Genomic DNA, 22,005 nt, shown 5'->3' with positions numbered 1-22,005 from the left:
CTTTCGCGGGCGGGTTACCGTATCCCTTCATTCGAGGGGGAACACCGATGTCGCACCACACTGGATGGGGTCACCACCCGGGCCAGCCCGTACCGCCGCAGTGGGGAGGTGGCTGGATGCCACCTCCCGCCCCGCAACCGGGGGTCATACCGCTGCGCCCGCTCGATACGGGCGAGGTGCTGAGCGGGGCCTTCGGGACCTTCCGGCGGTACTGGAAGCCCCTGATCGGCGCGATGGCCGTCGTCCAGGGCATCGGGATCCTGCTCGTGGCCGCCACCCTCGCCGTCACCTTCGCGGTGGCCTACGACCGGTTCTCCGCCGTCTTCGATCTCGCTCCGGGGGAAGACCCCGCGGGCTCGGACGTGGCGGCCTTCTTCCTGTCGTTCGTACCGGCGGGCGTGGTGCTGCTCGTCGTGATGACGTTGGGCGCCGCGATGTTCAGCGCCCTGTGCCCCGCGCTGATCCAGGAGGCGGTGCTCGGCCGCACCGTGACCTTCGGCTCACTGTGGCGCCGCAGCTGCTCGCGGCTGCCGTCGGTGCTCGCCGCCGTACTGCTCATCGCGCTGGTCGCGGGCGGGCCGGCGCTCTTGCTGTACGGGATCGGCCTCCCGTTGATCATCATGTCCACGGATCCGGACGGCTCCGGCCTGCCGGCCGCCTTCGGCCTGCTCCTGCTGGGCTCGCTCCTGTGCGTGCCCTTCTCGGTCTGGCTCATGGCCCGGTTCAGCCTCGCGCCCGCCGCGGCGGTGTGCGAAGGACTCGGCCCCGTCGCGGCCCTGCGGCGCTCTTCGCACCTGGTCCGCGACGGCTGGTGGCGGGTGTTCGGCATCTCGCTGCTCGGGTATGTCGTGGCGACGGCCGTGGGGTACGCGATCCAGATGCCGTTCGGCTTCGTGGGCATGTTCGGACTCTTCCCGACCCTGCCGGCGGCGGGCGATCCCGTACCGGAGCCCAGCACCCTGATCGTCGGATTCGTGATCTACGCGGCGGCCATGCTGCTCGGCGGTGTCATCAGCGCACTGTTCCAGTTCAGCTTCCCGCAACTGGTCATCGCCCTGATCTACGTCGACCAGCGGATGCGCAAGGAGGACCTCGCGGCGGCACTCACCGCCACGGCCTTCCCGGCACCGACGGCGGCACCGGCGACGGCACCGTAGGGCCTGGGAGGCTCACGCCTACAATGCTCGAATGATCTTTATTGTGGTCAAATTCCCCGTCAAGTCCGAGTACGTCGCGCAGTGGCCCGAGCTGGTCGCGGAGTTCACGCAGGCCACCCGCGCCGAGCCGGGCAACCTGTGGTTCGAGTGGTCCCGCAGCCTGGAAGAGCCGGACACCTACGTCCTGGTCGAGGCCTTCCGGGACGACGCCGCGGAAGCGCACGTCACCTCCACGCACTTCCGCGCGGCCCTGGAGACCATGCGGCCCCTGGTGACCCGGACGCCGGAGATCGTCAGCACCACCATCGAGGGCGCGACCGGCTGGAGCCGGATGGGCGAGCTCCAGGTCGACTGACGGCCGCGGGTGCGTCTGCCCCTTGACGCCTCCTCAGGCCCGTTCCCTCCCGGCCCCTCGTGTTCCCTCCCCGCCGTTTCCCCGGTCGCTCCCGGCCACTCCCCGTGGTCGCGTGCCTCGGAGCGGGCCGGGGAGGGGCGCGTGCGCGTGCAACACGTTCAACAGCGGAACCCCGCCGCCACCGTTGCCCTCGGCCCGCGAAAGCGGTTGATGGACCGGGAGCGACGCCACCCGACGTCAGCAGGACGCCTGGACAGCCGTACCCGGTTCAGCCTTTGGGGCGATACCCCGATGGACCATCGGCCGTAACGTTTCTTCCTTCATGCCTCTGAGCTGCGGAGATGAAGCCGGACCGGGCCTCCAGCACATCCGTTCCCCTTCGCCTCCGCGCCCGCCGTGATCTTGACCCGCCCTACAGTCGTGCCGCTCCCCCGAGATCCCTCCTGAGAGACGTGCGTGACCTCCCTCTTGCCTTGCTCAGAAGACCAGTTGACATCGATGGCCACCCGGTCCACCCCGCCCGCGGCGGTGCTGGAGGGCATCGCCGGATACGTTCCGCCCCGGGTGGTCGCCAACGCGGCACTCCCCTCGGCCTGGGGCGTAGACGACGCCTGGGTGCACCGCCGCACCGGGATCCGCGAGCGGCGCCGGGCCGACCCCGGCGTCTCGACCGGCGAGCTCGCCCTCGAAGCCGGGCGCCGCGCCCTGGCCGTGGCGGGCGGCGCTCCGGTGGACACCGTGCTCGTGGCCACCTCCACCCCGGACCGGCCCATGCCGGCCATGGCCCCACAGCTGGCCACCCGTCTGGGTCTGGGCGGCGCCGCGGCCTGGGACGTGAACGCCGCGTGCAGCGGCTTCCTGTACGGACTCGCCACCGCCGCCGGCGCCCTGCTGTCCGGCTGCGCGGACCGGGTCCTGCTCGTGGCGGCCGATCTGTACTCGACCCTCCTGGACCCCGAGGACCGCTCGGCCGGCATCGTCTTCGGCGACGGCGCGGGTGCCGTCGTCCTGCGCCGGGGCCGCTCCGGGGAGCCGGGGAGCATCCTGGCCTTCGACCTCGGCAGCGACGGCTCGGGCGACGACCTGATCGAGGTGCGGGGCGGCGGGGCCCGGGAGCGGTCGGCCCCGGACGCGTACGGCCCCGACGACCGGCACTTCCGCATGCAGGGGCGCGAGGTGTTCCAGCACGCGGTGACCCGGATGACCCAGTCCTCGCAGACCGTACTGAAGCATGCGGGCTGGTCGCCCGAGGACGTGGACCGGTTCTGCGCCCACCAGGCCAACGCCCGCATCGTGAAGGCCGTCGGGGAGCGGCTTCCCGTCCCCGGTCCGCGCCAGGTGACCAATATCGAGCGGGTCGGCAACACCGGCGCCGCGTCCATCCCGCTCGCCCTGGCCGACGCCGCCTCGCGCGGTGAACTGCACGCCGGGGAAAGGGTGTTGCTCACCACCTTCGGTGCCGGGCTCACCTGGGGGTCGGCGGCCGTGCTCTGGCCGCGGCTCGACCGTGCGGTGCCCGGAATCGAACCGGCGCCTTGAGGGCAGCTCCCTGAGGGCAGCTCCCTGAAGAACACCGGTCCCTCGCCCCCGAGGCCCGGGCCCGGGGACCGACTTCCCGGCCGTGAGTGCCGATCCCTCCTCTGCTACCCGGCACCGGCTCCCTGCTGCCGCCTGGCCGCCTCCTCCTTGCCGCTTGTCCCCTTGCCGCTTGTCCCCTGGCTGCTTCCCGCCTGCCCACCTCCCCCTGTCCGCTTCACCCTGCCCGCTCACCGATCGCCACCCGTCCCGGAAGGACACCACGCCATGCCCCCCGTCCAGACCGTCCTCACCACCGTGCTCACCGAGAAGTTCGAGGTCTCCCTCGAGAGCGTCGTGCCAGACGCCACCCTGGAAAGCCTCGACCTGGACTCGCTCGCCCTCGCCGAACTGGCCCTCGCCCTCCAGGAGGAGCTCGGTGTGAAGGTCGAGGAGCACGAGGCCGCCAAGCGCACCACCATCGGCGAGCTCGTGGCCGTGCTCCACTCGAAGCGGACCGAGCGGGACGCCCTGTGACGGGCTCCCCGCACCCGCGCGCCGTCGCCGTCACCGGCCTGGGGCTGATCACCCCGGCCGGGATCGGCCGCGAGGACACCTGGGCCGGAGTGCTCCGGGGCCGCTCGGCCGCGGACACCGATCCCGAGCTGAAGGGCTGCCCGGTCGACTTCTCCTGCCGGATCCCCGCCATGACCCCCGAACAGGGACGCATCGGCGGCCGCAAGGCCTGGCGGATGGGCCGTTTCACGCAGCTCGCGGTCCTGGCCGCCCGCGAGGCCGTGGCCGACGCGGGACTCGATCCCGCCTCCTGGGACGGGGCGCGCGTCGCCGTGGTGATCGGCTCGGGACTGGCCGGGGCCGCCCATCTGGAGACCCAGACCCTGCGCCACCACCAGGGGGGACCCGACCTGGTCTCGCCTTCCCTCGTCCCGATGCTCATCCCCAACATGGCCGCCGGCGAGGTGTCGGCGGACCTCGGCGCCCACGGCCCCTCCCTGGCCACCGAGACGGCCTGTTCCTCAGGGGCCACCGCCCTGGCCGTCGCCCGGGACCTGCTGCTCTCCGGCGCCTGCGACATCGCGATCGCAGGCGGCTCGGAGGCCGCCGTGACCCCGGTGGTCACCACCGGGTTCGCCCGGATGGGCGCCCTGTCCGGGTGGGTGGACCGGCCGGCCCTGGCCTCCAGGCCGTTCGCGGCGGACCGGGACGGTTTCGTCATCGCCGAGGGGGCCGCAGTGCTCGTACTGGAGCGGCCGGCGGACGCGGCGGCCCGCGGGCGGCGCGGATACGCGCACCTCGCCGGAGCCGGCCTCACCTCGGACGCGCACCATCCGACGGCGCCGTCCCCCGGCGGGGAGTACGCGGAGGCGGCCCTGCGGGCGGCGCTCTCCGAGGCCGGGCTGTCCCCGGCCGACGTCGACCACGTCAACGCCCACGGAACCTCCACCCCCCTCAACGACCGCACCGAGGCCGAGCTCATCGCACGCGTCCTGCCGCACGGCCCCAGCGTGACCGCCCCCAAGGGGGTGCTCGGCCACACCCTCGGCGCCGCCGGCGCCGTGGAGGCCGCGCTCACCGCGCTCGCCATCCGGGACTCCAAGGTGCCGCCGATCGCCAACCTGGCCGCGGGCGGCTCCGGTTGCGCGTCCGGCTCCCCCTACGACATCGACTGCGTGACCGGCACGGTGCGCGAGCAGCGGGTCACCGCCGCCGTCAGTCACTCCTTCGGCTTCGGCGGGCACAACGTGGTGCTCCTCCTCACCGCTCCCTGACCGCCGCCGTCCCCCACCAGCAGAAGGCTCCGTACCCTTGGCCGTTCACAGCGCCGTCGTCCACGCCACCGTCCACGTACCGGAGGGGCGCGAGAGCGTCGCCGCGGTCGAAGACCGCTTCCGGGCGGGCAGCCCCGGCATTCCGATGTCCCGGGGTGTGCTCCAGCACATGTACGGGCTGGCCCAGCGCACCGTGGCCGCACACGGGGAGCAGCCCTCCGACCTGGCGGTGCACGCCGCCCGCAGTCTGCTGGAGGAGAGCGGCACCCCGGCACGGAAGGTGGACCTGCTGCTGTACGCCGGCATCCTCGCCGATATGGAGGAACCGGCCACCGCCCATGTGGTGGCGGCCAAACTCGGCCTGGACTGCCCGGTGTTCGACCTGAAGAACGCCTGCAACGGCGTGCTGAACGCCCTGGAGGTGGCCGACGCCTTCGTGCGGACCGGACAGTACCGGCGGGTGCTGATCACCAGCGCCGAGGTCAGCACCCGGGAGAGCCGCTGGAGCGTCACGGACCCGGACGAGGTGCTGAACGCCCTGCCGAGCCTGAGCACCGGCGACATGGGCTCGGCCGTACTGGTCTGCGCGAGCACGAGGCCCGGGATCCTCGGGAGCCGCTTCTTCGCCAACTCCTGGGGCTGGCAGGCGGCGACGCTGACCAATCCGTACGCGAACCACCGCACGATGGGCCGCCTGGAGATCGACTCGGCCCGGCTGGTGGCCTCCTTCGACGGGATGCCGGCCAAGGTGCGCGCAGCGGTCCGCGAACTCGGGGTGGACGTCGAGGACTTCGACCTCGTCTGCGTGCACCAGCCGTCCGTCCCCTTCACCCGGGTGGCGTGCGGCTGGGTGGGTGTGGATCCCTCGCGGATCCTGTCCACCTTCCCCGAGCACGGCAACGTCGCGACCAACACCATCCCCCTGCAACTGGCCACCGCCCTGAAATCGGACCGGCTCCACCCGGGCGACCTGGTGGGCATGTTCGGGTTCGCGAGCGGGGCGAGCGCCGGCGTCGTCATCTGCCGGTGGTGAGCCCGATGACCGCCGGACAGCCCGAGCTCCCCGTACGCATCACCCCGCTGCCTCCCGAGCGGTGGACTCCCGCGCTGCGCGCGCTGCTGGCCGGATCCGCGAAGGACGGACCGGGCCGGGTGAACCTCTTCGGGACCCTCGCCCACCATCCCGGTCTCGCCCACGCCTGGCTCTCCCTCGCCCGGGTCCTCACCCACGAAGGCACCCTGACGGGCCGTCAGCGGGAGCTGGTCGTCCTGCGCACCGCGCACCGCCGCGGCGGGTCCTTCGTGTTCGACCGCCACCGCGCGGTCGCCGCCGACGCCGGGCTGGACTCCCGGGAGGTGACTGCAACCGCCCTGCCCCTTGCCGAACACCCGTGGTCCGACGCCGACATGGCCCTGCTGGAGGCTTCCGACGCGCTCGCGGCCGGGGAGTCGCTGCCGCAGCCGCTGTGGGACCGGCTGGCGGGCGGACTGCGCCCCGACCAGCTGATCGAACTGCTGATCCTCGCCGGGCAGTGCGCCACCATGTGCGCCACGCTCGGCGCCCTCCACACGCCGCCCGACGGCGGCCGAACCCCTTCCGGATGAGATCCGCCACCATGACCCTCGCCACCACCACCGCCTCCGCCTCCGCCTCCGCCACCACCGCGCCGACCGCCCTGCCCGCCCCCTACGGCACCTGCCCGTACGACCCGCCGCCCGGCTACACGCAGGCCGCCGCCGAGGCTCCGGTCAGCCGTGCCGAGCTCCCCGACGGCACCCCCTGCTGGCTCGTCACGGGCCACGCGGAGGTGCGGGCGGTGCTCGCCGACGCCCGTTTCAGCGCCGACGCGCGCACCCCCGGGTTCCCCTTCCTCTCCCCCGGCCAGCGTCAACTGGCCACCGCTCAGCCCAGCTTCATCCGGATGGACGATCCGGAGCACGCCCGGCTGCGCCGGATGGTCGCCAAGGACTTCCTGAGCCGCCGGGTCCAGGAACTGCGCCCGGCCATCGCGGACGTGGTCGGGGCCGCCGTGGAGGCCATGACCGCCGGCGGACGCCGGACCGCCGACCTCGTGGCGGACTTCGCGCTGCCGGTGCCGTCGCTGGTCATCTGCCTGATGCTGGGGGTCCCGTACGAGGACCACGCACTGTTCCAGTCGCTCAGCCGGACCCTGCTCGACAACACCACCGACCCCGGACGGGCGGCCGAGGCGCACCGCGAGCTGATGGGCTACCTGGCCGGGCTGGCCGAGCGGAAGCGGCAGGATCCCGGGGACGACATCCTCAGCCGGCTCGCCGTCCGGCCCGATCTGAGCGCGCGGGAAACGGCCTCGCTCGGCTTCATGCTCCTGATCACCGGCCACGAGAGCACCACCAACATGGCGGCGCTCAGTGTCCTGGCCCTGCTGCGCCGCCCCGACCAGGCCGCCCGGCTGCGGGCCGAACCGGCCCTGATTCCCGGGGCGGTGGAGGAGCTGCTGCGCTACCTCACGATCATCCACCTCGGCCTGGGCCGCGCCGCCACCGAGGACGTCACGGTCGGCGGAGCGGCGATCCGGGCCGGGGACGGGGTGATCTGCATGCTGTCCACCGCCAACCGGCAGGCAGAGCCCTTCGGTTCGCCGGACGGCGCCGCGGCCTGCCCGGCCGAGCTGGACGTGACCCGGGACGCGCGCCGCCACGTGGCCTTCGGCCACGGCGCCCACCAGTGCCTGGGCCACACCCTGGCCCGGGTCGAGCTCCAGGTCATGCTGGAAACCGTCCTGCGCCAACTGCCGGGCCTGCGCCTGGCCGTACCCGAGGAGCAGCTCGTGTTCCAGCGGGACACCATCGTCTACGGCGTGCGGGAGCTCCCCGTCACCTGGTGACCTCCGCGGACGAGTTGGCGTGCGAGTTGATATTTCTCGCGCCCGCGGAGAACCGACCGGGCCCACCCGGCGTGATACCCCACACGCATTGGCATGCACACGAACGCGGGGGAACACGGGTGGGATTCGCAAGGAAGGCCCGAAGGACGGCGCTCGCCGCGGCGGTGACCGGGACGCTGATCGCGGGCACGGTGTCGGTCGGCGTCGCTCCGGCACTGGCCGCGGGCACTGCCGCACAGGACGGCAAGGGGGGTCCGGCCGATGGCCGGGCGAAGAAGGAATCGAAGCCGTCGGCGACGGTGACCCTGATCACCGGCGACCGGGTCGTCGTCAAGGGCGACGGCAGCGTCGAGCAGCTGCTCCGCGGCGCGGGCCGTGAGGGGACCGCCTTCTCGGTGCGCCGCGAGGGCGCGCACACGTACGTCATTCCGCAGGACGCCCTGCGACTGGTCGCCGACGGGGTGCTCGACCGGCGCCTGTTCGATGTCGCCGCGCTGGTCAGGGACGGGTACGACGACGCGCACCGCACCACGCTGCCCCTGATCGCCGGCTACCGGCGCGACGCCTCGGGGGCCAAGACCTTCGGGGCCGCCGGCGACACACTGGCGGCGGTCGCCCGCGACCGCCGCGAACTGCCCGCGGTGGCGGGCGAGGCGTTCAACGCGCGGAAGGCCGACGCCGCGGCCCTGTGGACGGCGGTCACCGGCCGGAAGGACGCCCGCACACTGGGCTCCGCGCCCGTCCCGGCCGTCAACCACCTGTGGCTGGACGGCAAGGTGAGCGCCACGCTGGACAAGAGCGTGCCGCAGATAGGCGCGCCCGCCATGTGGAAGGCGGGCTTCACCGGCAAGGGCGTCAAGGTGGCGGTCCTGGACACGGGGGTCGACGAGACCCACCCGGACCTCAAGGGCGTCGAGACCCTGCAGAAGAACTTCAGCAGCTCGCCCGACTCCAAGGACCGGTACGGGCACGGTACGCACGTGGCCTCCACGATCGCCGGGTCGGGGGCGCGGTCGGGCGGCCTCTACAAGGGCGTGGCACCCGGTGTGCAGCTCCTGGACGGCAAGGTCCTGGGCGACGACGGCTTCGGCTCCGAATCCGAGATCGTCAGCGGCATGCAGTGGGCCGTGGACCAGGGTGCGACGGTGGTCAACATGAGCGTGGGCTCTCCCGACCAGCCGGGCGTCGACCCCATGGAGGAAGCGGTCGCCCAGCTCTCCGGCAAGGCGCTGTTCGTGGTGGCCGCCGGGAACGAGGGCGACAAGGCGGGCACGATGCGCACGCCCGGTAGCGCCGCGGCGGCGCTCACCGTCGGCGCGGTCGACGAGCAGGACCAGCTCGCGGACTTCTCCAGCCGCGGTCCGACCGCCGATGGCCTGGCCAAACCGGACATCACCGCGCCGGGCGTCGAGATCACCGCCGCCGCGACCACGCAGGGCACGGAACCCGGGCCCCCCGAGGGCTACGTCAGCATGTCGGGCACCTCGATGGCCACCCCGCACGTCGCGGGCGCCGCGGCGCTGGTCAAGCAGCAGCACCCGACCTGGAGCGGGGCCCGGATCAAGGCCCTGCTGACCGCCTCGGCCACGCCCAACCCGAAGCTCAACGCCTACCAGCAGGGCGCGGGCCGCGTCGACCTGGTCCGGGCCGGCAAGGCCGTCGTCACGGCCGATCCCGGTTCCCTCGCCTTCGGTACGCAGCTCTGGCCGCACGCCGACGACAAGCCGGTGTCCAAGTCCCTCACGTACCGCAACCACGGGACCAAGCCGGTCACGCTGAAGCTGAGCACGGTCGGCACCGACCCGTCCGGACGTCCGGCCCCGGCCGGGATGTTCACCGTGAAGGACGCGCAGCTCACCGTCCCCGCCGGGGGCACCGCGACGACCACCGTCACCGCCGACACCCGCAAGGGCTCCGTCGACGGCGCCTTCGGCGGAACCGTGCTGGCCTCCGGGGACGGGCAGGAGGTGCGCACCGGTCTCGTGGTCGAGCGCGAGGTGGAGTCCTACGACGTCACCCTGAAGCACCTGGACGTCAACGGCGGGAACCCGTTGACGTACTACACCACGGTCACGAAGCTCGGCACCGGCATGGAGGGCCGCTTCGAGGTCCGGTACGACCCGAGCGGCACGGTCGTCCAGCGGCTGCCCAAGGGCGACTACCTGCTGGAGGCCGTCCTCTGGGGCCCGGACTCCACCCTGGGCTTCTTCGTCCAGCCGGTGCTGAAGCTCACCGGGAAGACCACGGTCGCCTTCGACGCCCGCAAGGCCAAGCCGTTCAACGTCACCCCGCCGGATCCGTCCGCGAAACTGGTGAGCGCTTACGCCGGGTTCTACGACGGGGCCGCGATGGTGTCCGACATGTGGGCCACCGACGGGGCGACGAAGATCCTCACCCAGCACCTGGGTCCGGCCGCGCCCACGCTGCGGGCGCAGTACAACGGTCTGTGGAAGACGCCGGGGGCGGTCGGCAAGAACATCGACTACCGGCTCGCCTTCAACCGTTCGGGCAGCTGGTTCACCGGGCTCGACCGCAAGCTCACCAAGGCCGACGTCGCCGAGGTGAAGCTCGGCTTCGGCGCCTCGGTCACCGGAGCGAAAGGCCTGATCTACGCGACGCCGATGGATTCCAGCGGCTACACCTCCGGAGTACAGGACCCCACCGAGCAGAGCCTGCCGCTGGCGAGCACCCAGTACGTCAGCACCGAAGGCGGGGTGCACTGGTCCTGGGTCGCCTCACAGATCAACCCCCAGGGCGAGCCGAGCATGATCTACACGCATGACGTCCGGTCGTACCAGCCGGGCCGGCGGTACACGCTGAACTTCAACACCGGCGTGGTCGGCCCCAACCTGGCGGCCGGGAAGGAACAGGCCGCGACGCGGACCGGTGACTACGTGGACTTCAACGTCGGGCTCTTCAACGACGGCGGCGGCCACCCCGGCTCGTCCGTCACCACCGGCGGCTTCACCCGGCTGGAGTCCGGGGGCCGGGTCATCGCCGAGACCCCGCCGAACGGCTGGCTGAGCGCCGAGGTGCCGGCCGGCAAGGCGACGTACCGACTGACCAAGGAGGCCAGCCGGTCCCCCAAGGACACCTCGACCAGCACGAAGGTGAACGCGGTCTGGACGTTCACCTCGGCCCGTCCGACCACGGACGAGGCCGCGGCGCTGCCGCTGTCCACGGTGCGGCTCGCGCCGAAGCTGAGCCTGAGCGGCACGGCGCCGGCGGGCGGCACGCTGAAGGTGCCGCTGCGGGTGGGCGGGGCGGCCGCCGCGGCGGGGCAGGTCGCCGCGCTGACGGTCAGGGTCTCCTTCGACGGGGGCGCGACCTGGCGGCTCCTCGCGGTGGCGACGGACGCGGACGGCGCGCGTTCGGTGACCGTGCGGCACCCGGCGGCGGCCAAGGCCGTGTCGTTCCGGGTGGACCTGCGGGACAAGGCCGGCAACACCGTGCGGGAGACGATCACGAACGCCTACCTGCTCGCTCCCTGAGCCGCCCCGTACGACGCTCCGGCCCGGCCCCGCACCGCGCGGGTGCCGGGCCGGACCGCGTGCGCGGTCAGGAGATGGTGAGGAAGCGGGACGTGCTCGGTACTCCCTGGGCGTCGAGGGCGAAGAGCATGTAGTTCCCCGGCAGGACCACGCCCGGGTCGGCGGGCAGGGACACCGTGTGGGTGCCGGTTCCCGTGGCGGTGGAGGCGAGGGGGATCCGTCGCTGGTCGTTGTCGGTGGAGTGGGTCGCAGCTGCCGCCCGCATCAGGACGAAGGATGCCGCCGGGGTGGAGGTGGACGTCGAGAGCGTCAGGGTGGTGCCGGGGGGCGTCCTGGAGGGGACTCCCCCCGTGATCTCGGGGCGCGGTTTCGGCGAACCGTCCGGGTTGAGCAGGTAGGGCGGGGTGAAGACGGCCCCGTCGGCGTGGTTGGTGGCGCAGTCGCCGCACAGGCCTCCGCCGCCGGAGAAGACCCTGCCGTCCGGCAACAGGTTGGCCACGCTGTGGTAGTTGCGCGGAACGGCCATGGTGGCGAGCGGGGTGAAGGCGCCGGTCGCGGGGTCCCACAGTTCGGGGGTCAGGACCGAGGTCGCGTCGCTGAAGGGGACCGGGTAGGCCTGTCCGCCGAAGACGATCACCTTGCCGTCGGGCAGGACCACGCTGTTGGCGAAGGCCCTGGCGTACGCCATGTCTCCGGTACGGGCGGTTTCGACCTGGCTGCCGGCGATGCTCACGGTGTACGCGCGGCGCGTGGCGGGGCTGTTCTGGTAGGCGGGCGAGCCGCCCAGGGTGAGCAGTTTGCCGATGTCGTAGGCGACGGCGTTGCCCGTCATGGCGTCGGCGCTGTCGGCCCGGGTGCCGGCCGGGGTGATGCTGCCCGTACCGGTGGTCGAGATCCAGTTCATCTGCTTGCTCGGGCCCAGTTGCAGCACCTTGCCGCCCGAAGTGGCGTGCAGCCACATGTGGTTGTCGGCGCGGTAGGGTCCGGCCGGGTCGGCCGTGGAGGCCTGGAGGGCGGGGACTCCGGGGAGACCGCGCCAGGTGCGGGTGACCGGCGACCAGGCCTCGGCGGCCTTGTCTCCCGCGGGCCCGCTCCAGGATCCGCCCAGGACGAAGGCCTCGCCGGTGGAGAGCAGTGTCATGGCCTGGTAGCCGCGCGGGATGTTCATGCTGTCGGTGGCGGACCAGGCGTCGGTGGCGGGGTCGTAGATGCTGGCCTTCTCCGCGTTGCTGCCCCCGGTGACCAGCACGCGGCCGTCGGCCAGCATGGCTATGCCGGGGCAGAACATGTCGTGGCCGGTGTTGTCGATGCGGCGCTGGGTGACCTTGCCGGTCTTCAGGTCGAGGATCGCGGTCTGGGTGTAGCCGTTGCTGCCGCCGAAGCGGTCCACGGCGTACGCGGACCAGGCCAGCAGCTTGTCCCCCGGCAGGACGGCGGTGGCCACCGGAACCAGGGGGAAGCCGGTGATCCGGCCCCAGGATCCGTGGGCGGCGGGGGCGGCCGGCCCGCTCAGACGGATCTCGGCGGCGGAGGTCCACGGGCCGCGGGCGCCGGCCTCGGTGGTCACGGTCAGCCGTACGAACCGGGCGTTCGCGGTACGGGTGAAGGTGGCGGTCTTGACGGTGTCGTCGTCACGCCAGGTACCCGCGGCCACCGGCGCGCCGAAGGCGGCTCCGTCGGTGCTGGTGGTGACGGTGTACGCGCCCGCGCGGCCGTTGACGCCGTTCGTGCGGGGGTGGTAGACGAGTGCGGAGACCGCGGCCGTGCGGTGCATGTCGATGGTGATGCTGTGCGGCAGGGGGGCCGGGGTGGTGCCCGACCACCTGCTGTGCCAGAGGGTCGCGGCGTCACCGTCGAGGACCTGGGAGGCGCGGCCGTTCTCGCGGACCGTCTCCTCGTCGCTCGCCACGGCCGTCCATCCGGTCCGGGCCAGGTCCACGGTGGCTTCCGGGGTACCGGGGTCGCCGAGCAGGTTGATCTCGGCGGCGGAGGTCCACGGGCCGCGGGCGCCGGCCTCGGTGAGCGCCGTCAGCCGTACGAACCGGGCCCCTTGCGGGGCGAACCCGAGCGTCTTGGCGCTGCCGTCGTCCGCGAGCGTGCCGCCGGCGACCGGGGCCGGCCAGCTCACCCCGTCCGCGCTGACGCTGAGGGTGTACTCGCCGACGCGCCCGTTGGCCCCGTTGGTGCGCGGGGTGTAGACGAGCGCCGAGACGACCGCCGTACGGTGCATGTCGATGGTGATGCTGTGCGGCAGGGGGGCCGGGGTGGTGCCCGACCACCTGCTGTGCCAGAGGGTCGCGGTGTCACCGTCGAGGACCTGGGAGGCGCGGCCGTTCTCGCGGACCGTCTCCTCGTCGCTCGCCACGGCCGTCCATCCGGTCCGGTCGAGGACGGGGGCCGTCGGCTCCATGGCGTTCGCCGGTGCGATGCCGTGGTGCGGCGACTGCTTCGCCGCTTGATCGCCGAAGGGCGCGGGGCTGGGGGCGGGCGCGGGCGTCGGGCTCGCGACCCCGAGCCACGGCGTGAAGCCGATGAGCAGCGCGCCGAGGCCGAAGGCGATGAGCAGACGGGATCGGCGTAGGGCGCGGGGTAGGGCGAGGAAGCGCCTGGACTGCAATCTGACCTCCTGGGGCGAACCGGTATGCCCCATGGAAGATAGGTCAGCATGGCAGCAACTCACCTAAATGAGGGGAGAGTTGACGCAAAACCGCAGCCACCGGCGCGATCCGGGAGGGAAGGTCTAGACCGGTACGGTGTCGCCGGCGGCGAACGGGCCGCCGTGGCCGGGGACGATCAGGTCCGCCGCGGCGAGCACCCGCAGCCGGGAAGCGCGCAGCACCTCGCGGTCCGGGGCCACCGGGTCGTCGGCGGGGCCCTGCGCGTGCCACCACAGGTCGCCGGCGAAAGCCACCACACCCGAATCCGTCCCGGCCAGCAGGGTGATGTCCTCGTGGCTGTGTCCCGGCGTGCGGATCAGGCGCAGGGAGGGGGTGAGTTCGTAGCCCTCGGCGTCGCGGTTCGTCCACTGGTCGCCCTGGTACTCCACCTTGTGGTCGTGCACCCGGGCCCGGCCGAACAGGCCCACGTTCATGGTGTTGTCGGGGTGGTGGTGACTGAGCACCACGTCGGTGATGTCCTCGGGGCCCAGCCCCAGCTCCGCGAGCGGGCCGAGGATGTCCGCGTGGCCGGCCACCATGCCCGGGTCGAAGATGAAGTGGCGGCCGGCGTCGGATACGTACGAGACGGTGGCGGCGACCCCGGGGCCGGTAGAGCCGACGTAGCCGGTGGTGAGGACCTTGTAGACGGCGCTGCGGCCGAGCGGTGCGTCGGTGCGGAGGTCCTGCGCGGCGACCGTCGCGATGGTCGTCGCGTCCGCCGTGGTGTCCGCCGTGGTGGTCGTGGTGTCTGCTGCGAAGTCTGTCGTCGTGTTCGTCGTGTTCGTCGTGTTCGTCATGGCCGTAATCCTGCCGGGCCGCCGGGGAGCGGACGAGTGGCACACCTGCCAGTGATCGCAGGATTCGTGCCACAGTGACAGACTGCCCCCGTGCCCCCTTTCACGAGCGTCGCCGCGTACGTCCCGCCCGGTGTCGGCATGCTCGCCGTCGGAATCGTCTCCGAGGTCTTCGGCCCGCACGGACAGGGGCTGCCCGGCTTCGACTTCGCCCTGTGCGCCGAGCGGCCCGGGCCGGTCCCCACCGACATCGGCGTACCGCTCGCGATCGAGCACGGCCTCGACCGGCTGGCCGCCGCCGATCTGGTGATCGCCCTGCCGGGGGCCGGTTTCCGTACACCGCCCGGTCCGGCGGTGATCGAGGCGCTGGTCTCCGCGTACGGGGGCGGATCCGTGCTCGCGGCCCACTGCGTCGGTACCTTCGCGCTCGCCGAGGCGGGACTGCTCGACGGCCTACGGGCCACCACGCACTGGCGGTTCGCCGAGCTGCTGGCCCACCGCCATCCGGACGTCGCCGTCGAGCCGGACGCCCTGTACATCGACGAAGGCAGGATCGTCACGGGCGCCGGAGCCGCCGCCGGCTTCGATCTGTGCCTGCACCTGCTGCGCCGGGAGCACGGGGCCGCGATGGCCAACGGCGTCGCCCGGGACATGGTGCTGCCCTCGCACCGCGACGGCGGGCAGGCCCAGTACCTGGCCGCACCCGTCCCCGAGGACTGCCGGGACGAGCGGCTCTCCGAGGTGCTCGCCTGGGCCCGCGACCACCTCCACGAGCCGCTTCCCGTCACGGAGCTGGCCCACCGCGCCATGATGAGCAAGCGCTCCTTCGCCCGCCGGTTCACCGCCGCTACGGGCACCACCCCGCACGCCTGGCTGCGGAACCTGCGGCTGAGCAGCGCGGAGGAGCTCCTGGAGAGCACGGACCTGCCGGTCGAGGAGATCGCCCGCCGGGTCGGCTACGGCAGCGCGGCGGTCCTGCGCGAACAGTTCGTGCGGCGCAGGGGAGTTCCGCCCCGCTCGTACCGCCGCTCCTTCACGAGCACGCCCTAGTTCCTTTCGCGGGGCGCCTCCCGCCGGTCCCCTCCGGGCTGGACGCCTCCCTCCGGGCCCCGGCCGGCGGGCCCCCGGCGCCGGGGCGGCCCTGTCCTATGATCGTTTCCGTGACCTCCGCCGCACTGATCCTCATCGACCTGATGCCCCGCATCATCGACATGCCGGTCGCCCCTCACTCCGGTGAAGAGGTACTGGCCCGCTGCCTCCGGCTGGCCGAGGCCTTCAGGGCGAACGGGCGTCCGGTGGTGCTCGTCCGCGTGGACCGGCCGGGCGTCGCCGAACAGCCGCCGGGCAGCGGCTTCGCCGACGGTCTGGTGCGGCCGGGCGACGTCCTGGTCGTCAAGCACACCGTGGGGGCGTTCCACGACACCGGCCTGGACGACCGGTTGCGCGGCCTGGGCGTGGACACGCTGGTGCTCGGCGGGCTCGTCACCACGATGGGGGTCGAGTCCACGGCACGGGCCGCGAGCGACCTCGGCTACGAGCTGGAGTTCGTGGCCGACGCCATGTCCGGTTTCGCCGCCGACGAGCACGAGTTCACCGTGGAGCGGATCTTCCCCAGGTTCGGCGACGTGCACAACACGGCGCACTACGCCTGATCACGATGCACGACGAACGACCGGACCGCCCGATGCACGGTACGAAGTCTCCTGTGAACGATGTGAACGAACAGACCGGGCCCGCGACCGTTCGCGTGTTCATCGCCCTCGCCCCGCCCGACGACGCGAAGGAGGAACTCGCGCGCGAGCTGGGCCCCGCGTACGCCGCGTACCCGCACATGCGGTGGAACCGCATCGAGGACTGGCACATCACCCTGGCGTTCCTCGGCGAGCTGCCGGTCGAGGCCGTGCCGCTGCTGCGGCCGCCGCTCGCGGAGCTCGCGGCGGCGCGCGGTCCCGTACGCCTGGCCCTGCACGGGGGCGGCCACTTCGGCGAGCGGGTGCTGTGGAGCGGGATCGACGGGGACCTCGACGGACTGCACCGGCTCGCCGCCGATGTCCGCGCCGTGGTCAAGGAGTGCGGCATCCCCTTCGAAGACCGGCCGCTGCGACCCCATCTGACGCTGGCCCGCGCCCGCCGGAACGACGTCTCCTCGGCGGTGGAGGCCGCCGCCGGACTCACCGGGTTCACCGGTCGCCGCTGGCGGACGGAGCGCCTGCACCTCGTCGGCAGCAACATCGGCCGCGGCCCGGGGCCGATCCACTACCGCGACATCGAGGCGTGGAACCTCGGCGGCGGGGAGGACTGAACCTCAACACCCCTCCGCCGGCGACCGCGAAGAAACCCCTTGACGCAAAGCAGCTTAGAACTAAGCTACTTTCCAGCAATCTAATCGGGGGAGAGATCGACGTGGTCAAGGGCATGCGCGAGGAACGGGTGGCGGGCGAACGGTCGCTGCTCCTCGGGGTGGGCATCAGCGCGATCGGGATCGGGATGTACATCCCCTTCTCGCTCGTCTTCTTCCACCACGTCACCGGCCTCTCCTTCGCCCTCGTCGGCATCGTGCTGACGGCGACCGGCCTGGCCGGGCTCGCGGTCATGCCCCTCGCCGGCTCGGCCGTCGACCGGTTCGGCGCCAGGAAGGTCAACCTGCTGCTCTACGCGGTACGGGCCCTCGGCTTCGCCCTCTACCCGCTCGCCGGGTCCCTCCCGGCCTTCGCCGCCGTCGCGCTGATCACGGCCCTCGCCGACCGCTCCTTCCCCGTCGTGCAGCAGTCGCTCATCGGCGAAGTGGCCCGCGGCGGCGCCCGTGACCGGCTCCAGGCCTCCATCCGGGCCCTGCAGAACGCGGGCATGGGCGCCGGCGCCCTGATCGTCTCCGGGGTCCTGGCCCTGTGGGGCACGGCGGGGTTCACGTACACCGCCTGGGGCAACGCGGTCGCCTTCGCGCTCGCCGGACTGCTCGTCACCCGCGTGAAGCCGGTACGGGACCACGGGGACGGCCAACTCGGCACGGGCGGCGGCGCACCCGGCTCGGCCAGGCGTCCGCCCGCGGGCTACCGGATGGTGCTCGCCGACCGACCCTTCCTGGGCCTGACCGCCGCCAACTTCCTGACCGCGCTCGGGTACGCGGCCCTGTCCGTCCTCTTCCCGCTCTACATCAGCACCTGGCTGCACGGACCCGATTCCCTCACCGGTGCGGCCTTCACCGTCAACACCGCCCTCTGCGCCGGGATCGGCGTCCTGATCGCGAGCCGGGTCCGCCGTTCCGGAGCCCGGCGCACCCGCTCCGCGGCCCTCGGGGCGCTGCTCTTCGCGGCGGCCTTCGTCGGGCAGATCGTGCTCGGTACGGTCCGGCCCGGACAGACGGCGACGCTGGTCGCCCTGCTGGTGATCGTGGTGGTCTACACGGTCGGCGAACTGGTCCACAGTCCCTCGGGCGGCGCCCTGTCGGTCTCGGCCGCGCCCGAGGCCGTGCGCGGCCGCTACCTCGCCACCTACCAGCTGTCGTACTCCCTGGCCACCGCGCTGGCCCCGTCCCTCTTCACCGGGCTGCTCGCGCTCGACGGCCGACTGCCCTGGGCGTTCCTGACCGTCGCCGCGCTGGGCGCCGCGCTCGCCATGATCCGGCTGGAGCGCCACCTCCCGGCGGAGGCGGTGTACGCCGCCCAGCCGTCCGCGGCTCCGGCTCCGGCCCAGGCCCAGGCCCAGGCCCGGGAAGCGTCCACCCGCGAGCCGGCCACCACGGCCGGCGCCTGAGGGACCGCTCCCCCGCCGAGAACCCCCGCAGCCCCGCAGCCCGCCCGGTCACGGTCTTCCGCGCGAAGCCGCGATCAGGCGGGCTGCCACAGTTCGATCCGGTTGCCCTCGGGGTCGGTGACCCAGCCGAACCGGCCGACACCGTCCATGTCCTGGGTCTCCTGCGCCACGTCCGCCCCCTTGGCACGCAACTGCGCGCGCATCGCGTCCAGGTCGCGGACGCGGAAGTTGAGCATGGTCTGCTGGGCGGGGGAACCGAAGTAGTCGGTCCCGGAATCGAACGGCGCGAACACCGTCGGTCCGGCTCCCTGGCGCCACAGACCGTGCTCGTCCGAGTCCAGCCCCAGGCAATCCCGGTACCACGCGCCCAGGGCCGCCGGATCTGCGGCCCGCAGGAAATATCCACCGATTCCCAGCACACGTTCCATACGGCGATCCTGCCAGGACGCCGTCAGAATCCCTTGCCGAGCGCGCCCAGCAGCAGAGGGTTCACCCCGGTCTCGACTTCGGGGAGCGGACGGGGCTCGGGTCCCCGCCCCTCGAACATCGGGCGGATCCCCCTCAGCCCCTTCGTACCCTCGGCCGCCCACGGCGCGTCCGATTCCGGCAGCGACACCGTCAACCGGTACGCGCCGACCTCCCACTGCACCTCGGTCATCGCGCTCGCCCCTTCCTCAAACCGATCAAGCATCCCTTTTGCCCAATCTACGACCGGCTTGATCCCGCGCAAGAGACCAAAAGTCCCCACTCCGGGCGCCATCGGTCCCCAAGTCCCTCGGCTCCTCGGTCCCGCAGACCCTCAGCCCCGCCCGGGACCCGCCGTCAGAGTGGCGTGGAAGCGGTAGCGGTCGGCGCGATAGACGACGCGGTTGTACTCGCAGGGCCGACCGTGCTGGTCGTAGGTGAGCTGCTCGATGTGGAGTACGGGAGCACCCTCGTCCAGCTCGAGGAGGGGGGCCTCGTCCGCGGGGACGAGGGAGGAGTGGACGGTGTAGTTCGCGCGGGTGGGGACGATGCCGCGTGCGGTGAGCTCGGCGTACAGCGAAGCGGTGGTGTAGTCGGCCTCGCCGATGCCCGGGGCGCGCTCGGCCGGGACGAGGGTGACGGAGTGGCACATGACCGCGTCGTCGAAGAGCCGCACCCGGTCCAGCTCGAAGATCCCCGCCCCGGGCAGCACCTGGAGGGTCTCCGCCTCCTCGAAGTCCGCCGGGCGCAGCCTGGCGCCGAACACCCGCGCGGTCGGGGTGAACCCGAACCGGCGACTGTACTCCTTGAGCCCGCCGATCAGCTCCGAGGTGTGGTCGAAGGCCGGTACCGCCGCTGCGGCGGCGCCGGCCGCGACGTGCCAGCCCGCCCGCTCCGCCGACCCGACCCGGCCCTCCTCCTGGAGCGCGTGCAGCGCCTTGCGGAGCGTGACCCGGCTGACGCCGAGGCGCTCGCAGAGGTGACGTTCGGAGGGAAGGCGCGTACCGGGGGCGAGGACCCCTGCGGCGAGGGCGTCGGCGATCGCGTCGCGCGCCTGCACGTGGACGGGCTTCGACCCGTCCCGGAGGACGGGTCGCAGGTCGAGAGGCTGGTTCACCCCTCCAGTATTCACCTCGGCAGACCGCCTCTGTACCAGGAATGGACCAGAAGGTTGAGCCGCCACGGGGCCCCGGCCAGTCCACGGACCTGTGACCAGGGGACCTTCGACCGAGTTCCGGCCACTCTTCGTGGTCTACTTTTGGTCTACATCTGGCCCATATCGCTACAGGAAGAGGCGCACGGATGAGCAGCCGACGGGGCTCCGGAATCAGTCTGGCGACGGGCAAGCCGACCGCCGCTTCCCGGCAGCACCACATCGTCGAGACGGCGTGCCGGGAGGGCTACGTCTCCCTCGAACGACTCGTCCGCGAACTGGACGTCAGCGCGATGACCATCCACCGCGACCTGCGGCTCCTGGACTCCCGGGGCGAGGTGCGCCGGGTCCGTGGCGGCGCGGTCGCCCCCTGGCTGACCACGGCCTCGTGACGAAAAGGAACGCCGCCCGTGGTCCCCACGGGGACCACGGGCGGCGCGTCACGTCCTGCCGCGGCAGCGACTAGTCGGTGCCGAACTCCATCGCGGCACGGTCCAGCAGCTCGTCGTCGCCGGAGACCTCGCCGCGCGAGGCGATCGCCTCGGCGCCGCCCTCGGGCATGGCCCCGATCAGGCCGGAGCCGGGCGCCTCGACGGCGCCGATCAGCGCGGGGTGCGTGGTGCCGACGATGCCGAGGCCGGCGTACTGCTCCAGCTTCGCGCGGGAGTCGGCGATGTCGAGGTTGCGCATGGTGAGCTGGCCGATGCGGTCCACCGGGCCGAACGCCGAGTCCTCGGTGCGCTCCATGGACAGCTTGTCCGGGTGGTAGCTGAACGCCGGGCCCGTGGTGTTCATGATCGAGTAGTCCTCGCCGCGGCGCAGGCGCAGCGTCACCTCACCGGTGATCGCCGTACCCACCCAGCGCTGCAGGGACTCGCGGATCATCAGCGCCTGCGGGTCCAGCCAGCGGCCCTCGTACATGAGGCGGCCGAGGCGGCGGCCCTCGTTGTGGTACTGGGCGACCGTGTCCTCGTTGTGGATCGCGTTGACGAGGCGCTCGTACGCGGCGTGCAGCAGGGCCAGGCCCGGAGCCTCGTAGATGCCGCGGCTCTTGGCCTCGATGATCCGGTTCTCGATCTGGTCCGACATGCCCAGGCCGTGCCGGCCGCCGATGGCGTTCGCCTCCATGACCAGGTCGACGGCGGAGGCGAACTCCTTGCCGTTGATCGTGACCGGGCGGCCCTGCTCGAAGCCGATGGTCACGTCCTCGGTGGCGATCTCGACCGAGGGGTCCCAGAACCGGACGCCCATGATGGGGTCGACGGTCTCCACGCCGGTGTCGAGGTGCTCGAGGGTCTTCGCCTCGTGGGTGGCGCCCCAGATGTTGGCGTCGGTGGAGTAGGCCTTCTCCGTGCTGTCGCGGTAAGGCAGCTCGTGGGCGAGCAGCCACTCCGACATCTCCTTGCGGCCGCCGAGCTCGGTGACGAAGTCCGCGTCGAGCCAGGGCTTGTAGATGCGCAGGTGCGGGTTGGCGAGCAGGCCGTAGCGGTAGAACCGCTCGATGTCATTGCCCTTGAAGGTCGACCCGTCGCCCCAGATCTGCACGTCGTCCTCGAGCATCGCGCGGACCAGCAGGGTGCCGGTCACGGCGCGGCCCAGCGGCGTCGTGTTGAAGTAGGCGCGGCCGCCCGAGCGGATGTGGAACGCGCCGCAGGCGAGAGCCGCCAGGCCCTCTTCCACGAGCGCCGCACGGCAGTCGACCAGGCGCGCGATCTCGGCACCGTACGCCGTGGCCCGCGTGGGCACCGACGCGATGTCGGGCTCGTCGTACTGGCCGATGTCGGCGGTGTAGGTGCAGGGGACGGCACCCTTGTCGCGCATCCAGGCGACGGCGACGGAGGTGTCGAGGCCGCCGGAGAAGGCGATACCGACGCGCTCGCCGGTGGGCAGGGAGGTGAGAACCTTTGACATGGGATGAGTATGCGCGATGATGCATGTTCATGCAAAATGACGGGCCGCTGACGCTCCGGGCACCGGACGGACGTGCCGTCATTGTGACGCGCGGCCG

The 22,005-nt window shown here is 72.4% G+C and carries 20 protein-coding genes; 14 read left to right on the top strand and 6 right to left on the bottom strand.

Annotation, left to right across the window (positions count from 1 at the left end; all coding sequences use genetic code 11):
- The first annotated feature begins 116 nt into the window (after positions 1-116).
- The 9 genes from AC3IX6_RS37830 to AC3IX6_RS37790 all read left to right on the top strand — a co-directional run bounded on the left by AC3IX6_RS37830 (position 117) and on the right by AC3IX6_RS37790 (position 11,175).
- Complete coding sequence (locus AC3IX6_RS37830) at positions 117-1,157, top strand: DUF7847 domain-containing protein (protein ID WP_489367827.1); 1,041 nt, start codon at positions 117-119, stop codon at positions 1,155-1,157.
- 31 nt (positions 1,158-1,188) lie between these two features.
- A complete protein-coding gene (locus AC3IX6_RS37825; protein WP_489367826.1) occupies positions 1,189-1,512 on the top strand; it encodes a putative quinol monooxygenase in 324 nt (107 codons plus the stop codon).
- Between the two features lie 498 nt (positions 1,513-2,010).
- Positions 2,011-3,051, top strand: coding sequence for a beta-ketoacyl-ACP synthase 3 (locus AC3IX6_RS37820; protein ID WP_489371684.1), 1,041 nt, complete (start codon positions 2,011-2,013; stop codon positions 3,049-3,051).
- Positions 3,052-3,315: 264 nt separating this feature from the next.
- Positions 3,316-3,564 (top strand): phosphopantetheine-binding protein, encoded by a 249-nt coding sequence (locus AC3IX6_RS37815; RefSeq protein WP_489367824.1) that lies wholly within the window; start codon positions 3,316-3,318, stop codon positions 3,562-3,564.
- On the top strand, positions 3,561-4,817 hold the full coding sequence (locus tag AC3IX6_RS37810) for a beta-ketoacyl-[acyl-carrier-protein] synthase family protein (protein WP_489367823.1): 1,257 nt from the start codon (positions 3,561-3,563) through the stop codon (positions 4,815-4,817). The genes AC3IX6_RS37815 and AC3IX6_RS37810 overlap by 4 nt, the downstream gene beginning before the upstream one ends.
- Before the next feature lie 37 nt (positions 4,818-4,854).
- Positions 4,855-5,850 (top strand): 3-oxoacyl-ACP synthase III family protein, encoded by a 996-nt coding sequence (locus AC3IX6_RS37805; protein ID WP_489367822.1) that lies wholly within the window; start codon positions 4,855-4,857, stop codon positions 5,848-5,850.
- 5 nt (positions 5,851-5,855) lie between these two features.
- Positions 5,856-6,422: a carboxymuconolactone decarboxylase family protein gene (locus AC3IX6_RS37800; RefSeq protein ID WP_489367821.1), complete on the top strand. Its 567-nt coding sequence runs from the start codon at positions 5,856-5,858 to the stop codon at positions 6,420-6,422.
- Positions 6,419-7,684, top strand: a complete 1,266-nt coding sequence (locus tag AC3IX6_RS37795) for a cytochrome P450 (protein WP_489367820.1) — start codon at positions 6,419-6,421, stop codon at positions 7,682-7,684. The genes AC3IX6_RS37800 and AC3IX6_RS37795 overlap by 4 nt, the downstream gene beginning before the upstream one ends.
- 119 nt (positions 7,685-7,803) lie before the next feature.
- Positions 7,804-11,175 (top strand): S8 family peptidase, encoded by a 3,372-nt coding sequence (locus AC3IX6_RS37790; protein WP_489367819.1) that lies wholly within the window; start codon positions 7,804-7,806, stop codon positions 11,173-11,175.
- A gap of 67 nt (positions 11,176-11,242) precedes the next feature.
- On the opposite strand, the gene AC3IX6_RS37785 is transcribed toward AC3IX6_RS37790, so the two are convergent.
- Both AC3IX6_RS37785 and AC3IX6_RS37780 read right to left on the bottom strand, forming a co-directional pair.
- Complete coding sequence (locus AC3IX6_RS37785) at positions 11,243-13,792, bottom strand: galactose oxidase family protein (protein ID WP_489367818.1); 2,550 nt, start codon at positions 13,790-13,792, stop codon at positions 11,243-11,245.
- Between the two features lie 123 nt (positions 13,793-13,915).
- The gene (locus AC3IX6_RS37780) at positions 13,916-14,629 is read right to left on the bottom strand and encodes an MBL fold metallo-hydrolase (protein WP_489367817.1); all 714 of its coding nucleotides are present in this window, start codon (positions 14,627-14,629) and stop codon (positions 13,916-13,918) included.
- Positions 14,630-14,767: 138 nt separating this feature from the next.
- Between AC3IX6_RS37780 and AC3IX6_RS37775 the strand changes: the two genes are divergently transcribed.
- The 4 genes from AC3IX6_RS37775 to AC3IX6_RS37760 all read left to right on the top strand — a co-directional run bounded on the left by AC3IX6_RS37775 (position 14,768) and on the right by AC3IX6_RS37760 (position 18,379).
- Positions 14,768-15,676, top strand: coding sequence for a GlxA family transcriptional regulator (locus tag AC3IX6_RS37775; RefSeq protein WP_489371683.1), 909 nt, complete (start codon positions 14,768-14,770; stop codon positions 15,674-15,676).
- Positions 15,677-15,786: 110 nt separating this feature from the next.
- Complete coding sequence (locus AC3IX6_RS37770) at positions 15,787-16,278, top strand: isochorismatase family protein (RefSeq protein WP_489367816.1); 492 nt, start codon at positions 15,787-15,789, stop codon at positions 16,276-16,278.
- 32 nt (positions 16,279-16,310) lie between these two features.
- Positions 16,311-16,928 carry an RNA 2',3'-cyclic phosphodiesterase gene (thpR, locus tag AC3IX6_RS37765; RefSeq protein ID WP_489371682.1) on the top strand — a complete coding sequence of 206 codons (618 nt, stop codon included), beginning with the start codon at positions 16,311-16,313 and terminating at the stop codon, positions 16,926-16,928.
- 101 nt (positions 16,929-17,029) lie between these two features.
- On the top strand, positions 17,030-18,379 hold the full coding sequence (locus AC3IX6_RS37760) for an MFS transporter (protein ID WP_489367815.1): 1,350 nt from the start codon (positions 17,030-17,032) through the stop codon (positions 18,377-18,379).
- 74 nt (positions 18,380-18,453) lie between these two features.
- On the opposite strand, the gene AC3IX6_RS37755 is transcribed toward AC3IX6_RS37760, so the two are convergent.
- From AC3IX6_RS37755 to AC3IX6_RS37745, 3 genes are all read right to left on the bottom strand, one after another.
- Positions 18,454-18,807, bottom strand: coding sequence for a VOC family protein (locus tag AC3IX6_RS37755; protein ID WP_489367813.1), 354 nt, complete (start codon positions 18,805-18,807; stop codon positions 18,454-18,456).
- A 23-nt stretch (positions 18,808-18,830) separates the two neighbouring features.
- Positions 18,831-19,037, bottom strand: coding sequence for a hypothetical protein (locus tag AC3IX6_RS37750; RefSeq protein WP_489367812.1), 207 nt, complete (start codon positions 19,035-19,037; stop codon positions 18,831-18,833).
- A 141-nt stretch (positions 19,038-19,178) separates the two neighbouring features.
- Positions 19,179-19,961, bottom strand: coding sequence for a GntR family transcriptional regulator (locus AC3IX6_RS37745; protein WP_489367811.1), 783 nt, complete (start codon positions 19,959-19,961; stop codon positions 19,179-19,181).
- 185 nt (positions 19,962-20,146) lie between these two features.
- Here AC3IX6_RS37745 and AC3IX6_RS37740 point away from each other — a divergent pair, with 185 nt between their 5' ends.
- Positions 20,147-20,389 (top strand): DeoR family transcriptional regulator, encoded by a 243-nt coding sequence (locus tag AC3IX6_RS37740; protein WP_489367810.1) that lies wholly within the window; start codon positions 20,147-20,149, stop codon positions 20,387-20,389.
- A 70-nt stretch (positions 20,390-20,459) separates the two neighbouring features.
- On the opposite strand, the gene argG is transcribed toward AC3IX6_RS37740, so the two are convergent.
- Positions 20,460-21,908 carry an argininosuccinate synthase gene (argG, locus tag AC3IX6_RS37735; protein ID WP_489367809.1) on the bottom strand — a complete coding sequence of 483 codons (1,449 nt, stop codon included), beginning with the start codon at positions 21,906-21,908 and terminating at the stop codon, positions 20,460-20,462.
- Between the last annotated feature and the right edge of the window lie 97 nt (positions 21,909-22,005).

Source organism: Streptomyces sp. GL_141, assembly GCF_057834385.1.
This window is presented reverse-complemented; position numbering and strand designations above follow the sequence as displayed.

Excerpts from the sequence above, each read along its gene's own strand:
- AC3IX6_RS37830 (WP_489367827.1), top strand. The coding sequence starts at position 117 with ATGCCACCTCCCGCCCCGCAACCGGGGGTCATACCGCTGCGCCCGCTC.
- AC3IX6_RS37825 (WP_489367826.1), top strand. The coding sequence starts at position 1,189 with ATGATCTTTATTGTGGTCAAATTCCCCGTCAAGTCCGAGTACGTCGCG.
- AC3IX6_RS37820 (WP_489371684.1), top strand. The coding sequence starts at position 2,011 with ATGGCCACCCGGTCCACCCCGCCCGCGGCGGTGCTGGAGGGCATCGCC.
- AC3IX6_RS37815 (WP_489367824.1), top strand. The coding sequence starts at position 3,316 with ATGCCCCCCGTCCAGACCGTCCTCACCACCGTGCTCACCGAGAAGTTC.
- AC3IX6_RS37800 (WP_489367821.1), top strand. The coding sequence starts at position 5,856 with ATGACCGCCGGACAGCCCGAGCTCCCCGTACGCATCACCCCGCTGCCT.
- AC3IX6_RS37795 (WP_489367820.1), top strand. The coding sequence starts at position 6,419 with ATGAGATCCGCCACCATGACCCTCGCCACCACCACCGCCTCCGCCTCC.
- AC3IX6_RS37780 (WP_489367817.1), bottom strand. The coding sequence starts at position 14,629 with ATGACGAACACGACGAACACGACGAACACGACGACAGACTTCGCAGCA.
- AC3IX6_RS37775 (WP_489371683.1), top strand. The coding sequence starts at position 14,768 with ATGCTCGCCGTCGGAATCGTCTCCGAGGTCTTCGGCCCGCACGGACAG.
- thpR (WP_489371682.1), top strand. The coding sequence starts at position 16,311 with ATGCACGGTACGAAGTCTCCTGTGAACGATGTGAACGAACAGACCGGG.
- AC3IX6_RS37755 (WP_489367813.1), bottom strand. The coding sequence starts at position 18,807 with ATGGAACGTGTGCTGGGAATCGGTGGATATTTCCTGCGGGCCGCAGAT.
- AC3IX6_RS37750 (WP_489367812.1), bottom strand. The coding sequence starts at position 19,037 with ATGACCGAGGTGCAGTGGGAGGTCGGCGCGTACCGGTTGACGGTGTCG.
- AC3IX6_RS37740 (WP_489367810.1), top strand. The coding sequence starts at position 20,147 with ATGAGCAGCCGACGGGGCTCCGGAATCAGTCTGGCGACGGGCAAGCCG.
- argG (WP_489367809.1), bottom strand. The coding sequence starts at position 21,908 with ATGTCAAAGGTTCTCACCTCCCTGCCCACCGGCGAGCGCGTCGGTATC.